We start from the raw sequence: 14372 nt of genomic DNA, 5'->3' as shown, positions 1-14372 counted from the left end.
TTTTATTTTGTGAACACCAATGACGGGTATGATGCGAGCCGCATTTTAAACGAATCGTTTTTGGCCGATATGCGGGCGCGCGTGGAAGGAACGATGGCCGTCGCTGTTCCGCATCAAGATGTGCTTGTTATCGCTGATGTGCGCAACGACATCGGTTATGACGTGCTCGCGCAAATGACGATGAGCTTTTTTGCCGGCGGCCGCGTGCCGATCACGGCGCTGTCGTTTTTATACGAAAATGGGAAACTTGAACCGATTTTCATTTTAGGAAAAAAACGGAGAACGTAGCGACAAGGAGGAAGAGAGCGATGAACGTGTTTTACAACCGAGAAGGGGTCGGCGACGTGTTGCTTGTGTCGCTGAAACCGGCGGCGGATGAGGAACGGACGTTTGTCAGACAAGGCGATGTCGTCCGCATCATGTCCGAACGGACGGGCGAGACGGTCGGCTATAACATTTTTTCCGCGTCTTCGTACTATCCGTTTTCCGGCAACGGTCCGCTGGAAGTGAATGAGGAGCTCGTCGGCGTCATCAACGACATCTTGGCGAAAAACGGTTTTGACGAACCGATCGAAGCTGACTTGTCGCCGAAGTTTGTCGTCGGATATGTGAAAGAGAAAACGAAGCATCCGAACGCCGATAAATTGAGCGTCTGCCAAGTCGATGTCGGCGGTGAGGTGCTGCAAATCGTCTGCGGAGCGCCGAACGTCGCCGAAGGGCAAAAAGTCGTCGTCGCCAAAATCGGCGCCGTGATGCCAAACGGCCTCGTCATTCAAGAAAGCGAGCTGCGCGGCGTCCGGTCATCCGGCATGATTTGTTCGGCCCGCGAGCTTGGGCTGCCAAACGCCCCGCAGGAGAAGGGCATTTTGGTGCTGTCCGATGAGTATGAGGTCGGCCAGCCGTTCGTTTTTTGACGTTCCGACGGGCGGTGCAGACGGATTCCGACTGTTGTTTCGCCACTGGAACGACGCCAGTGGCATTTTTTCCGACAATGAAGGCAAAGAAAGAGTGACGTGATGGATGAAATTTTGGAAACGATGGCTTCGTTTTCTCACGAGCGACGAGGAAGAGGAAGGGAACGAACAGCGAACGAATTCCCGGCTGTCGGCCGGCATGCCCGAACGCGGCGCGGTGAATGTCATTTACCAATATCCGCAAGGCCGCTTCCGCTTTCCGTTGATTCCGGATGACCAGCCGGGTGAAAATCGGGAAAGGCCGGGGCGGGCGAAAAGCGAGGCATCCCGGCCGCTGCCGAGTCGGCGCCCGTCGGCTGGCGTTTCAAGGGAAATAGCGGAAAAACGGCCGTTCCGCCCGTCTGATGTGCCATCCCCGGTTTTTGGATATGATCGGAATCGGGGGAAACAGCGGCAACGAGCGGATGAACCGAGCTGACCGCGGGGGGCATGGAGAATCGGAGCGATGAGGCGGTTCGGGAAGAGGCCCTCCGCGGAGAAGCGACACGGCGAGACGCGCGAGAGGGAACGGAAAGCCGGGCGGCTGAACCGCCAAAAGAAGAGGCGCCTTTGGCCAAGGGGGCAGAGGAATGGAACGAAGACGCGAGCGGAGCGATGCCCGCGGCTGTTATGGAAACGGAAGGAAAACATGAGCTGGCGCCGGCGGCAGGGCAGGAAGAACGTGATGCCGAGGCGGATGAAAAGAAAGGGCAGGAGCTGGACGAACGAGGCAACGAACGCGCGCCGCACGCAACAGACGGCGGCTTGGAGAGCGAAGGACGAGGGGTGCCGTCACAGATGAGGAATGGCGACGGAGGGAGCGCTTCTTCGACAGAACAGCGGGAGAAGACCCCAGATCGCGAAATCCGTCACTCGGCGGCGCCTGTTCGCCGAGAAGAGGCTTCCCGTCCCGAACGAACGCGCATCCCGTATAATGTGATCATGTTAAAGCAAGATTGGCGCAAACTCGAAGAAAAAGCGGCGAATCGATCGAACGGCTGCGTACTGCCGCCATTGGCGCTTCTTGAACCGCCCGAGAAAGCGGCCGAACGCGACGAGCAGTGGCTTCGCGACCAATGCCAGCGTTTGGACCGGACGTTTGCGAGCTTCCATATCGGCGCCAAAGTCGTTGGGGCGACGCAAGGACCGACGGTGACGCGGTTTGAAGTGCAGCCGGATTTAGGAGTGAAAGTGAGCAAGATTACGAGTTTAATCGATGATATCAAACTCAGTCTGGCGGCGAAAGATATTCGCATCGAGGCGCCGATCCCGGGAAAACGGACGATTGGCATTGAAGTGCCGAACCGAACGAGCCGTCCGGTGCGCCTGCGGGAAATTTTAGAAAGCGAAGCGTTCCGTAAAAGCCCATCGCCGCTTACCGTGGCGCTTGGGCTTGACATTAGCGGTGCGCCGGTCGTGACTGACATCCGAAAAATGCCGCATGGGCTGATCGCCGGGGCGACCGGGTCGGGAAAAAGCGTATGCATGAACGCGATGCTTATCAGCATGTTGTATAAAGCAGCGCCGCACGAAGTGAAATGGCTGCTCATTGATCCAAAAATGGTCGAACTGGCGCCGTACAACGGGCTGCCGCATTTGCTCAGCCCGGTGATCACCGAGGCGAAGGCGGCGGCGGGGGCGCTCAAGTGGGCGGTCGGCGAAATGGAACGGCGGTATGAACAGTTTGTCCACGCCGGCGTGCGCGATATTGAAAAGTATAACGCCCATCTTCGCGAACGCGGAAGCAGCGAGCCGCCGCTGCCGTACATCGTCATCGTCATTGATGAGCTAGCGGACCTCATGATGGCCGCTCCAGCCGATGTCGAAGAATCGATTTGCCGGCTGGCGCAAAAAGCGCGGGCGTGCGGCATCCATCTGCTGATCGCGACGCAGCGGCCGTCGGTCGATGTCCTCACGGGATTGATCAAGGCGAACATTCCGACGCGCATTGCGTTTTCCGTCTCCTCCCAAGTCGATTCGCGCACCATTTTAGATGTGAATGGGGCTGAGCGGCTGCTTGGGCGCGGCGATATGCTGTTTTTGGAAAATGGTTCGGCCAAGCCGGTGCGGCTGCAAGGCTGCTTTATTTCTGATGAGGAGATCGAGCGGGTGGCAGCGCACGTGAAAGAGAAGCAAGGCCCATCCTATCTGTTTGATCCGGACGATTTTCGGCAAACGGCGTCGATGGGCGGCGAGGATGACGAACTGTTCGAGGAGGCGTGCCGGTTTGTCATCGCCCAAGGAGGGGCGTCGACATCGAGCCTGCAGCGTCATTTCCGCATCGGCTACAACCGCGCTGCCCGGTTGATCGAGATGATGGAGGAACGAGGGTTGATTTCGGAGGCGCGCGGCAGCAAACCGCGCGATGTGTTGATGAGCGAGGATGAGTGGGAGCGCTGGCGCGAGCAGAACAGCTGAGGGCGGGCGGCCTCCTTTGGGCGGGCGGTAGTGTTTTGCCTCCTTGCGTGCTATAATGGGGAAATGAATGGTGCACCGCAATGAGAGAAATGGCAAAACGAGATGGATATCATATACTGTCTTACAGAGAGACGATGGTTGGAGGGCTTAACGATGACAGCTTACCATTTTGTAGGCATTAAAGGCACGGGGATGAGCGCGCTCGCGCAAGTGCTTCATGACCTTGGCTATACGGTGCAAGGGTCGGATGTAGAGAAATGGTTTTTCACGCAAAAGGCGCTTGAAGAGCGGGGAATCCCGGTGCTGCCTTTTTCGAAAGACAATATTCGTCCAGGTTATACGGTCATTGCCGGCAACGCATTTCCGGATACGCATGAGGAAATCGAGGCGGCCCGTCAGCTTGGTGTGCCTGTCATTCGTTACCATCGCTTTTTAGGCCAGCTGGCAGGCAAGTTTACGAGCATCGCGGTGACCGGTTCGCATGGAAAGACGACGACGACGGGGTTGCTTGCCCATGTGATGCAAGGAGCCCATCCAACGTCCTATTTGATCGGAGACGGCACGGGAAAAGGAGAACCAGGGAGCAAATACTTTGTGTTTGAAGCGTGCGAATACCGCCGGCACTTCCTTTCCTACTTTCCAGATTATGCGATCATGACAAATATTGACTTTGATCACCCGGATTATTTTGCCAATGTCGACGATGTGTTTTCCGCTTTCCAGCAAATGGCGAATCAAGTGAAAAAAGCGATCGTCGCCTGCGGGGATGATCCGTATTTGCCGAACATTCAGGCGAAAGTGCCGATTTTGTTTTATGGATTCGGCGAAGAAAACGATTTTCAGGCGCGCAATATCGTCAAGACGACGGAAGGGATGGCGTTTGATGTGTTCGTGCGCAACACATTTTTCGCTTCGTTTGCCATTCCGCGCTTCGGCACTCATAACGTATTGAATGCTCTCGCCGTGATCGCCCTCTGCCACTACGAAGGGGTGGATGCGGGCACGATCGCCAAGCGGCTGCAAACGTTCCAAGGCGTGAAGCGCCGCTTCAGTGAAAAAACGGTCGGGCGCCAAGTGCTGATCGATGATTACGCGCATCATCCACGCGAAATTACGGCGACATTGGAGGCGGCAAGGCAAAAATATCCGGGGCGCGAAGTGGTGGCGATTTTTCAGCCGCATACGTATACGCGGACGCAGACGTTTTTGCGCGAGTTTGCCGAAAGTTTGCTGCAAGCGGACCACGTGTATTTGTGCGACATTTTCGGCTCGGCGCGCGAACATGAGGGCAAGCTGACGATCCGTGATTTGCAGGCGCAAATTCCGCGTTCCCAGCTGCTTGAGGAACAAAACGTAGCCGTGTTGAAGCAGCATCAAGACGCGGTGTTGGTGTTCATGGGCGCCGGCGACATTCAAAAGTTTCAACAAGCGTACGAACGGGCCGTTCTTTCCGCCTGACGGCCGACAGGGAACGGGCTGTGATGAAGATGGCCCGTTTTTCCTGTTTCAAAAAGGAAGCCGTCTTTTCTATGTCGAAGTTTGAAAGCGGGAAAAGATGGGTACAAAGGGAATGAAACGTTCGAATGGGCAAGGAGGGAATCGGGTGGAATGGCTTTTGTATGGAAGCGTGGCGCTCATCGCGCTTGCTTTTTTGCTGCTTGTCGTTTACATAGCCAAGACGCTCATCGTTTTGCAGGAAACGCTGCGCCGGCTGACGGCGGCGATCGACCATGCCGATGAGCAAGTGCAAACGGTGGCGAAAGAAGTTCGTGAACTTCTCCATACGGCTAACGGCATCGCCAGCGATGTGCAAAAAAAAGCAGAAACGCTAAATGGCGCAATCGAAGCGGTCGGAGAGATCGGCGGCACGATCCGTTCGCTCAACCGCGCGCTTCGGCAGGCGGCTGCCGGTTTGTCGGCGCGGGCGGGCCTGGAGCAAGGAAAATGGGTGAAGGCATTGCGCTGGACAAATGTTTTGCTCGATTTACGGGAAAAATGGAGAAAAAAACAATCGTTAAAGGAGGGTGTATCGAATGGCGAAAAATAACGGTGGATTTTTGCTTGGCGCGCTGGTCGGCGGCATCGCCGGCGCGGCTGCTGCGTTGTTTTTGACGAGCGAAAAAGGGCGGAAATGGCTCGAGGAGTGGAATCATGCAGGCAGATGGGAGCCCGTAAAAGATACGGCTGCGGAATGGATCGAAACGGCGAAAGAGAAAACGAAGGAAATCGCCAGCTTCATTCCGTTGAAATCCTCGACGGCGCCAGCCGGCGGGGAAAACGATGGAGAGGAAGCCAAGAAGGCGACGATTCCGATTCCGCCATCCGCCGGGCCAGCCGACCGGGAAACGCTGCAAAAGCTGCTTGAGGAAGCCGAGGCGGCGCTTGATGACGCCGAGCAAAGCATCACATCGCGAAAAGAAGCGGAGTGAGAGAGATGGGAATGGAGAAGCTGGAGACGATCGAACAGTTTGACCGCGTCATGAAGGAAACGGAGCGTTTTTTGTTCGTCAAGCATAGCCTCACCTGCCCGATCAGCCAGGCGGCGTTTGGCGAATGCGAGAAGTTCGCCGCAGACCATCCAGAGCTTCCCATATATTGTCTGTACGTCCAAGAGGCGCGGCCGCTCTCCAACTATATCGCCGAAACGACCGGGGTGAAACACGAGTCGCCGCAAGTGCTGCTGTTTGAAAACGGCCGCGTCGTCTGGCATGCGTCCCATTGGGCCATTACGTATGGCGCGCTCTCGGAGCATGTCGGCGCTTGACCGTCCGCCTTTATTGCGGGCGGTTTTTTGCACACTTTTTGCTTTATTGCTTAAAAGCGTTTAATCAAAAAAGCATTTTTTTCGTGACAACGATAGCTCCATCGATTATAATAAACACTAATTAAACGACTTCGCTCTCCAAGACGGGGGCACCGCTTGCCGGCAAGCGGCGAAAACAATGCACGACACTTGGCGAAAGGATGAGAAAAGCATGAGCAATGAGAGATTAGACGAACTGCGGGCGCGAGTCGATGAGATCAACTTGCAGCTGTTGAAACTGATCAATGAACGGGGGCGGCTCGTTCAGGAGATCGGAAAAATTAAAGAAGCGCAAGGGACGCACCGCTACGATCCGGTGCGCGAACGGAAAATGTTGGATCTCATTTCCGAGCATAACGATGGGCCGTTTGAAACATCGACGCTGCAGCACATTTTCAAGGAAATTTTTAAAGCAGCGCTCGAGCTGCAGGAAGACGATCACCGCAAGGCGCTCCTTGTCTCGCGGAAAAAGCATCCGGAAAACACGATTGTTGAAGTGAAAGGCGAGCGAATCGGCGACGGCAATCAATATTTCGTCATGGGCCCGTGCGCTGTGGAAAGCTATGAACAAGTCGCTGCGGTGGCGGAGGCCGTGAAAAAACAAGGGATCAAGCTGCTGCGCGGCGGCGCCTACAAACCGCGCACGTCGCCGTACGATTTCCAAGGGCTCGGCGTGGAAGGGCTGAAAATTTTGAAACGGATCGCCGATGAGTTTGATTTGGCGGTCATCAGTGAAATCGTCACCCCGGCGGACATTGAAATCGCCTTGGACTATATTGACGTCATCCAAATCGGCGCGCGCAACATGCAAAACTTTGAGCTGCTTAAGGCAGCCGGCCAAGTGAACAAGCCGATTTTGCTGAAGCGCGGCTTGGCGGCGACGATCGAAGAATTCATCAACGCCGCTGAGTACATCATGTCGCAAGGAAACGGGCAGATCATTTTGTGCGAGCGCGGCATCCGCACGTACGAGCGGGCGACGCGCAACACGCTCGACATTTCGGCTGTGCCGATTTTGAAGAAAGAAACGCACTTGCCGGTGTTCGTCGATGTCACCCACTCAACGGGGCGGCGCGATCTGCTCATCCCGTGCGCCAAAGCGGCCTTGGCGATCGGCGCCGACGGCGTCATGGCCGAAGTGCATCCGGACCCGGCCGTCGCCTTGTCCGATTCCGCCCAGCAAATGGATATCGCTCAATTCAACGAGTTTATGGAAGAAGTGCGCGCGTTCCAACGTCAGTTTGTTCAGGCGTAAGACGATCCCCTCGGTTGTTGCCCGAGGGGATTTTTTGATGAGATGGCGAGTGTTGGGGCAAACTACCCGTGAACGGTTTGTGAACAAACCGGCAAAATGGTTGCGATTTCGTTGCGAGTTGGCGATAATGTATCGTATGATAGTTGTACATACATTCGGAATTTGACCGGTTATCGGATCGAGCGAAAAGGAGTGAAACAAAATGACGGTAACGATTTATGATGTGGCGCGGGAGGCGAACGTCTCGATGGCGACCGTCTCGCGCGTCGTCAATGGCAACCCGAACGTCAAACCGTCGACGAGGAAAAAAGTGCTTGAGGCCATCGAACGGCTCGGCTACCGCCCGAACGCCGTGGCGCGGGGGCTCGCCAGCAAAAAAACGACGACGGTCGGAGTGATCATCCCGGATATTTCGAGCATTTTCTTCGCCGAACTGGCGCGCGGCATTGAGGACATCGCCACGATGTACAAGTACAACATCATTTTGAGCAACTCCGACCAAAACAAAGAAAAAGAGCTGCATTTGCTCAACACGATGCTCGCCAAGCAAGTGGACGGCCTGTTGTTTATGGGCGGGACGATCACCGAAGAGCACGTCGCCGAATTTCAAAAGTCGTCGGTGCCGATCGTGCTTGCGGCGACGATGGGACCGAACGAGATTCCCTCGGTCAACATCGACTACGAGCAGGCGGCGTTTGAAGCCGTGACGTATTTGCTGGAAAAAGGAAACCGCCGCATTGTCTATGTAACCGGTCCGACCGATGACCCGATCAACCAGCGGAAGTTGGCGGGGTACCGACGCGCGCTTGAGGAACACGGCGCGCCGTATGAGGAAGAGCTCGTCATTGAGGGCGACAACTCGTACGACTCCGGCTTGGAGGCGTATGAGAAAATCACAGAGCTTGCCGAACGGCCGACGGCGGTGTTTGCTGGCACGGACGAAATGGCGCTCGGCATCATCCACAGCGCCCAAGACCACGGGGTGCGCGTGCCGGATGAACTGGAAGTCGTCGGTTTTGATAACACGCGATTGGCGACGATGGTGCGGCCGCGGCTGACGACCGTCGTGCAGCCGATGTACGACATCGGGGCGGTGGCGATGCGGCTCTTGACGAAGTATATGAACAAAGAGCCAGTGGACCACCATATCGTTGTCTTGCCGCACCGGCTTGAAGTGCGGGAGTCGACGAAATGAAAAAAGCTGGCCTCAACACGGGGGCCAGCTTCTTGCTTGCTTTGCTCCATTTCTTTTTTGACAGCTGCAATCGCCTTGCAGTCGGCCCGTTTTTCGGTGAAAACGGAAGTTGACTAGGAAAACAGGACGTAGAAATCCATTGTTTTCTTTAAATGAAAAAAAAATCAAGTCCCCGCCCGGCGTTGACTGCGAATGAAATACAACGCCTTTTCCACCGTTTGCGCATTTTTTTCGCTGATCTCCGCCTTGCGCGGGATCGGGGGATACAAGTCATCCGGGTCGTCCCACTCGAGCGGAAGCGCGACGGGTGAAAGCGGTTGCCAACGTTCGCGCCACTCATCCGGCAGCGGGCCGGACACATCGGCTTGTCCCGTCATCTCGAGCCAAAGGAGCGCCCATGCCCGCGGCACGACGCGCCAGATGTCATAGCCGCCGCCGCCGACGGCGATCCAGCGTCCGCCGCAATATTCATGCGCGATTTCGTGCGCGAGTTTCGGAATGGCGCGGTAGGTTTTCATCGTCACCGACAAATGGGTGAGCGGATCGTAATAGTGGGCGTCGACGCGTTTTGCGTCACGATGACATCCGGGCGGAAAAAGTCGGCGATTTCCCGAAGCGCGGTCGTATAGGCGGCGATCCATGATTCGTCTTCCGTGAACGCATCAACGGGAATGTTGAACGAATAGCCGTAGCCCGCGCCTAAGCCGCGCTCGTTGACATTTCCGGTCCCTGGGAACAAATAGCGCCCCGTTTCATGAATGGAAAACGTGCAAACGTTCGGATCGTCGTAAAACGCCCATTGCACCCCGTCGCCGTGGTGGGCGTCCGTGTCGACGTACAACACGCGCAGTCCGTATTTCTCCCTGATGTATTGAATGGCGACCGCGCTGTCGTTGTAGACGCAAAAGCCGGATGCTTTGCCGCGGAAGCCGTGGTGCAGACCGCCGCCAAGGTTGAGCGCATGCTCGGCCGCTCCGGAAAGAACCGCGTCGACGGCGGTGAGGGTGCTGCCGACCAAAAGAGCGCTCGCTTCGTGCATGTTTGGGAAAATCGGCGTATCCTCGGTGCCAAGGCCGTAGTTTTGCGCCGCCGCTTCCGACAGCTCGCCGCGCCCGGCCGCTTTCACCGCCTCGATGTAGGAGCGGTCGTGAATGAGTGCGAGCTCGTCATCGGTCGCCATGCGCGGGGCGACGATCTGGCGGTCTTCGAGCGCGCCGAGCGTGCAAAGCAAGTCGTATGTCATTTTGACCCGCAGCTGGTTGAACGGATGGTCGTCATGAAATTTGTACTGAAGAAATTGCTCGCTATAGACGAATGCGCAGTTTCGGCTCATGACGTAACCCCCGGCAAGTTCGGCCATAGCACGCGATAGCCGGCGTTTTGCAAATCGCGGATCAATGGAAGCGGATTCATCGTCTGCACGCGGAAAACTAAAATTTTCTCATTCGGATCCGGAGCTGGATACACCAAGACGCTGGCGATGTTCACATGGCGCTCGCTGATGATGGCCGCCGCTTTGCTTAACATGCCGGTTTCGTTCGGCACTTTGATCTCGATTTGCGACCCCGGCTGGTGAACGCCGGTCAATTCAATGAACGTGCGGAGCAAATCCGTTTGCGTGATGATGCCGACGAGTTTCCCGTGATTGACGATCGGCAGACAGCCGATTCCGTGTTCGTAAAAGAGCGCCGCCACCTCCTCGACGAAATCGAGCGGATGGCCGACGATGAGGTCGGTTTTCATCATCGTGCTGACCGGTTTTTGCAAGTCTTCAAGATGTTCATGAAGATGGAAAATGGACGGGCTCGCGTCGCGCAAATCTTGGCTCGTCACAAGCCCCAGAAGACGTCCTTCCTCGTCGACGACCGGCAGATGGCGGATGCGGTGATGTCTTAGCAGCTGCAGCGCTTCGGCGATTGTATTGGTGGCGCGAAGCGTGATAACCGGTGCTTTCATCACTTGTTCGACAAGCATCGTTCTCCTCTCCCCTTTGTGCGTGGCATTTTATGCGCGCCGCCCGCAACCGGCAAGGCGGGCGCAAACGTCCGGACAGCTGAGAATTTCAGCTAGTACATATAGCGGTTCATAAACCGAAGCCGGTCGAACCGTTGAATCGATTCGGCGTCGACCCGTTTGCCAATGCGGACCATGAGGCAGTTCGCCGGATGGGAGCAAATTTCCGGGTCGTCGGTCGCATACCAGACGAGCCCGCCGGCGTTCATCATTTTCTCCATCACTTTTCGGTACTCCCATACGTTCAGCCCCGTGCCTTTTAGATCCCAATGCCAATAATACTCCGTTGTAATGATGATATAGTCTTCCATGGCGTCGTCCATCATCGAGACGATCAATAAATTTTTTCCGACGCCAAACCCGCGGAACTCCGGAATGACTTCAATGGCGCCAAGCTCGAGCAAATTTTCCATGTTCCCTTCCGACCAACGTTCGAGAGGATCAGGATACAAAAACGTCACATACCCGACAATCACCTCGCCGCGGCGGGCGATGATGATCCGCCCTTCCGGCAGCTTGGCGATTTCGATCAACGCTTTGTGCTGTTTGGCAGGCGGGCGGAAGGAAGTGAGGTCATGGTGGAATTCATAGCTGGCCAACGCTTCCGGCGTCACCGGCCCTTCGATGAGGAGCGTTCCTTTCGGGGTTTTCAGCTCTTTGGCGTTATACGTTTTTTTTATGTTCCATTCGTCCACCACCTGAATTGGTCGTTCTGCTTCCATTATACATAAAAACGGCGCCGGCTGGTGCGGTTCAAAAAAATTTCAAAAAAGTGGGGACGAGGAATATTTTAAAAATTGAGAAATGGTTTTCAATCGACTATAATAGAAATGTAATCACTTACATAAGGGGGATCGGAGAATGAACACAGAACGGCTTCCTGTCATACAAGGGGACTACAATTTGAAAAACTACGAAGAAACATATAAACAGTTTCAATGGTCGGAAGTGGAGAAAGAGTTTTCTTGGCATGAAACGGGCCGAGTCAACATGGCGTATGAGGCGATCGACCGCCATGCTGAGTCGTTCCGTAAAAATAAAGTGGCGCTCTATTACCGCGACGCGGTGCGGAACGAGAAATATACGTTCAAAGAAATGAAAGAGATGTCCAATAAGGTGGCGAACGTCTTAAAACAGGCGGCGGACATTCAGAAGGGCGACCGTGTGTTCGTGTTCATGCCGCGTTCTCCGGAACTGTACTTTGCGGTGCTTGGGATCATTAAAACCGGCGCCATCGTCGGGCCGTTGTTTGAGGCGTTCATGGAAGGAGCGGTGCGCGACCGTCTTGAAGACAGCGGGGCGAAGGCGATCATTACGACGCCGGAGCTTCTGCCGCGCGTGCCGGTCGGCGATTTGCCGGAGTTGAAGTACGTCTTTTTGGTCGGCGACGGCATTGTCGAGGAAGGGCCGTACATCGATTTGAAAAAGCGGATGAATGAGGCAAGCAAGCATTTCGACATCGAATGGGTCGACCGCCAAGACGGCTTGATTTTGCATTACACATCCGGTTCGACCGGCAAGCCGAAAGGCGTTTTGCACGTCCATAACGCGATGATTCAGCACTATCAAACGGCGAAATGGGTGCTCGACTTAAAAGAAGACGACATTTACTGGTGCACGGCTGACCCGGGGTGGGTGACCGGGACGTCGTACGGCATCTTCGGCCCGTGGCTGTGCGGAGCGTCAAGCGTCATCGTCGGCGGCCGCTTCAGCCCGGATGCTTGGTATCAAACGATCCAAGATTTCGGCGTCACCGTCTGGTACAGCGCGCCGACGGCGTTCCGCATGCTGATGGGCGCCGGCGATGAAGTCGTGAAAAAATATGATTTAAGCTCGCTCCGCCACATTTTGAGCGTCGGCGAGCCGCTCAACCCGGAAGTCATCCGCTGGGGGATGAAAGTGTTCGGCCGCCGCATCCATGATACGTGGTGGATGACGGAAACGGGCGCGCATCTCATTTGCAACTACCCGTGCATGGAAATCAAGCCGGGATCGATGGGGAAACCGATCCCAGGCGTCGAGGCGGCGATCATCGACGACCAAGGAAACGTCCTGCCGCCGTACCGGATGGGCAACTTGGCCATCAAAAAAGGCTGGCCGTCGATGATGAAAACGATTTGGAACAACCCGCAAAAATATGAATCGTACTTTATCGGCGACTGGTACGTCTCGGGCGATTCGGCGTACATGGACGAAGACGGCTACTTCTGGTTCCAAGGCCGTGTGGACGATGTCATCAACACATCCGGCGAGCGCGTTGGGCCGTTTGAAGTGGAGAGCAAGCTCGTCGAGCATCCGGCCGTTGCCGAAGCCGGCGTCATCGGCAAGCCGGATCCGGTGCGCGGGGAAATCATCAAAGCGTTCATCGCGCTTCGCGAAGGGTACGAGCCGTCCGAGGAACTGAAAGAAGACATCCGCCAGTTCGTCAAAAAAGGGCTCGCCGCTCATGCCGCGCCGCGTGAGATCGAGTTCCGCGACAAACTGCCGAAAACGCGGAGCGGGAAAATCATGCGCCGCGTCTTAAAAGCGTGGGAGCTCAACTTGCCGACCGGCGATTTGTCGACGATGGAAGACTGATAGGGAGAGAAGAAGGGGCTGGCCCAAAACGCGATTGCGTTTTGGGATCAGCCCCTTTTCCATCCCCGTATGCATGCGCCGACAACGGCATTTTTGAAAGAAAGCCCATCTGTTCGGCCATGTCAGTCCGCGGCACTTGAGGACGGGGGAGAAGACGGCCCCCCGCTCTTTTGCTGATCGGAATGGGACGGCAGCGAAACGGGGTTCGACGGCGCCGATTCCTGTCCGGCGATGTCCACAGCAGTGACGCAGTACGCGGCGCCCGGCTGCAGCGGCGAAAACGAGGCTGCCTCGTCCGCTTTAACAGCGGCGGCGAGGCGTCGTTCCCCCGTTTCGTTCACTAGATAGACGCGGTAGCCGATGACATCCGGCTCGTTATGGCGATTCCAGACGAGCTTGCCCCCTGCAAGCCGAGCGGCGGGTGGAGCCGGTGGACGGCCGTTTTCCTTTAATGTGGAGACGAGCGATGCATCGCCCGCCTGCCCCTCGCCGTTGATCCCCCAATCGGCGAGAAGCTTCGGATTCACGATCACTTCGCGAGTGACAAACTCTTCCGGCGTCGTCTCAAGCGCCACATAGCGGCGTCCGCCGATGACGACGACCCGGCTTTCCATCACTTCCTCGCCGCTTCCTTCCCGCGGCGCAAACTTCGTATTGTACAGATCGTAACGGACGAGCCCGGCTTTTTCGCACGCGGCCGACGGGCTGAAGCCACTCGCGGCGCAGTAAGCGCGGCGGACGATGCCGCCTGGCATGAGAAACCGCTTCGGCGGAGCGATGAGCTTCGGGTTTTCTTGATAGGCAGCATTGATCAACCGCGCCCATAACAGCTGGGTGCGCTGGCTGTAGGAAAGCCCTTTGTAGCGGGACTCAAGCGGCGCCGGCCGGTCATAGCCGATCCAAACGCCGAACGTGACGTTCGGATTAACGGCGATAAACCACGAATCGCGCTTGTCTTGCGATGTCCCGGTTTTTCCCGCCCAATCGGCGGAAAAGGTCAAGTAGCGCGGCACCGACGAGGCCGTTCCGCCGTGAAGCACGCCGCGCATCATATCGATCATCAAGTACGACGTTTGCGGCGAAAACACCGGGACGGGTTTGCTTTGATGTTTGTAAACGATCTTTCCGTTTTTGTCCACAATCTTCTCGATCATGTAG

13 protein-coding genes and 2 pseudogenes are annotated in these 14372 nt (G+C 56.2%); 11 read left to right on the top strand and 4 right to left on the bottom strand.

Features of this window, described 5'->3' with window-relative positions:
* The 10 genes from I656_RS03410 to ccpA all read left to right on the top strand — a co-directional run.
* Window positions 1–288: DUF1444 family protein (locus I656_RS03410; protein ID WP_020756167.1), on the top strand; the 288-nt coding region annotated here is incomplete at its 5' end.
* 20 nt (window positions 289–308) lie between these two features.
* Complete coding sequence (gene ytpR, locus I656_RS03415) at window positions 309–914, top strand: YtpR family tRNA-binding protein (protein WP_013144448.1); 606 nt, start codon at window positions 309–311, stop codon at window positions 912–914.
* A gap of 106 nt (window positions 915–1020) precedes the next feature.
* A complete protein-coding gene (locus I656_RS19350) occupies window positions 1021–1392 on the top strand; it encodes a hypothetical protein (RefSeq protein WP_020756166.1) in 372 nt (123 codons plus the stop codon).
* Between the two features lie 11 nt (window positions 1393–1403).
* Window positions 1404–3371, top strand: a complete 1968-nt coding sequence (locus tag I656_RS03420; RefSeq protein WP_020756164.1) for a DNA translocase FtsK — start codon at window positions 1404–1406, stop codon at window positions 3369–3371.
* A 153-nt stretch (window positions 3372–3524) separates the two neighbouring features.
* Window positions 3525–4829, top strand: a complete 1305-nt coding sequence (gene murC, locus I656_RS03425; protein WP_011232289.1) for a UDP-N-acetylmuramate--L-alanine ligase — start codon at window positions 3525–3527, stop codon at window positions 4827–4829.
* 145 nt (window positions 4830–4974) lie between these two features.
* Window positions 4975–5418, top strand: coding sequence for a DUF948 domain-containing protein (locus I656_RS03430; protein ID WP_013144450.1), 444 nt, complete (start codon window positions 4975–4977; stop codon window positions 5416–5418).
* Window positions 5405–5800, top strand: a complete 396-nt coding sequence (locus tag I656_RS03435) for a YtxH domain-containing protein (RefSeq protein WP_033006341.1) — start codon at window positions 5405–5407, stop codon at window positions 5798–5800. Before I656_RS03430 ends, I656_RS03435 begins: the two co-directional genes overlap by 14 nt.
* A gap of 5 nt (window positions 5801–5805) precedes the next feature.
* Window positions 5806–6135 carry a bacillithiol system redox-active protein YtxJ gene (gene ytxJ / locus I656_RS03440; protein WP_013524360.1) on the top strand — a complete coding sequence of 110 codons (330 nt, stop codon included), beginning with the start codon at window positions 5806–5808 and terminating at the stop codon, window positions 6133–6135.
* Between the two features lie 211 nt (window positions 6136–6346).
* Complete coding sequence (locus I656_RS03445; RefSeq protein WP_011232285.1) at window positions 6347–7429, top strand: bifunctional 3-deoxy-7-phosphoheptulonate synthase/chorismate mutase; 1083 nt, start codon at window positions 6347–6349, stop codon at window positions 7427–7429.
* A gap of 202 nt (window positions 7430–7631) precedes the next feature.
* A complete protein-coding gene (gene ccpA / locus I656_RS03450) occupies window positions 7632–8624 on the top strand; it encodes a catabolite control protein A (protein WP_015375640.1) in 993 nt (330 codons plus the stop codon).
* A 164-nt stretch (window positions 8625–8788) separates the two neighbouring features.
* Here ccpA and I656_RS0116360 read toward each other — a convergent pair.
* From I656_RS0116360 to I656_RS03460, 3 genes and pseudogenes are all read right to left on the bottom strand, one after another.
* Window positions 8789–9957: pseudogene (locus tag I656_RS0116360) on the bottom strand (acetoin utilization protein AcuC).
* Window positions 9954–10598: an acetoin utilization AcuB family protein gene (locus tag I656_RS03455; protein ID WP_020756153.1), complete on the bottom strand. Its 645-nt coding sequence runs from the start codon at window positions 10596–10598 to the stop codon at window positions 9954–9956. Before I656_RS03455 ends, I656_RS0116360 begins: the two are co-directional and overlap by 4 nt.
* Window positions 10599–10690: 92 nt before the next feature.
* Window positions 10691–11359: a GNAT family N-acetyltransferase gene (locus tag I656_RS03460; protein WP_020756152.1), complete on the bottom strand. Its 669-nt coding sequence runs from the start codon at window positions 11357–11359 to the stop codon at window positions 10691–10693.
* A gap of 139 nt (window positions 11360–11498) precedes the next feature.
* On the opposite strand from I656_RS03460, the gene acsA reads away from it, so the two are divergent.
* The gene (gene acsA / locus I656_RS03465; RefSeq protein WP_020756151.1) at window positions 11499–13214 is read left to right on the top strand and encodes an acetate--CoA ligase; all 1716 of its coding nucleotides are present in this window, start codon (window positions 11499–11501) and stop codon (window positions 13212–13214) included.
* Between the two features lie 122 nt (window positions 13215–13336).
* Here acsA and I656_RS03470 read toward each other — a convergent pair.
* Window positions 13337–14372, bottom strand: a pseudogene (locus tag I656_RS03470) (penicillin-binding transpeptidase domain-containing protein); the annotation flags it as partial.

The organism is Geobacillus sp. WSUCF1, assembly GCF_000422025.1.
Classification (GTDB): domain Bacteria; phylum Bacillota; class Bacilli; order Bacillales; family Anoxybacillaceae; genus Geobacillus; species Geobacillus zalihae.
Note: the sequence above shows the minus strand (reverse complement) of the source record. Positions and strands in the feature narration are given on the sequence as shown.

Bases quoted from the DNA above. Each gene is read 5' to 3' on its own strand.
- ytpR (WP_013144448.1), top strand. From the start codon at position 309: ATGAACGTGTTTTACAACCGAGAAGGGGTCGGCGACGTGTTGCTTGTG.
- I656_RS19350 (WP_020756166.1), top strand. From the start codon at position 1,021: ATGAAATTTTGGAAACGATGGCTTCGTTTTCTCACGAGCGACGAGGAA.
- I656_RS03420 (WP_020756164.1), top strand. From the start codon at position 1,404: ATGGAGAATCGGAGCGATGAGGCGGTTCGGGAAGAGGCCCTCCGCGGA.
- murC (WP_011232289.1), top strand. From the start codon at position 3,525: ATGACAGCTTACCATTTTGTAGGCATTAAAGGCACGGGGATGAGCGCG.
- I656_RS03435 (WP_033006341.1), top strand. From the start codon at position 5,405: ATGGCGAAAAATAACGGTGGATTTTTGCTTGGCGCGCTGGTCGGCGGC.
- ytxJ (WP_013524360.1), top strand. From the start codon at position 5,806: ATGGGAATGGAGAAGCTGGAGACGATCGAACAGTTTGACCGCGTCATG.
- I656_RS03445 (WP_011232285.1), top strand. From the start codon at position 6,347: ATGAGCAATGAGAGATTAGACGAACTGCGGGCGCGAGTCGATGAGATC.
- ccpA (WP_015375640.1), top strand. From the start codon at position 7,632: ATGACGGTAACGATTTATGATGTGGCGCGGGAGGCGAACGTCTCGATG.
- I656_RS03455 (WP_020756153.1), bottom strand. From the start codon at position 10,598: ATGCTTGTCGAACAAGTGATGAAAGCACCGGTTATCACGCTTCGCGCC.
- I656_RS03460 (WP_020756152.1), bottom strand. From the start codon at position 11,359: ATGGAAGCAGAACGACCAATTCAGGTGGTGGACGAATGGAACATAAAA.
- acsA (WP_020756151.1), top strand. From the start codon at position 11,499: ATGAACACAGAACGGCTTCCTGTCATACAAGGGGACTACAATTTGAAA.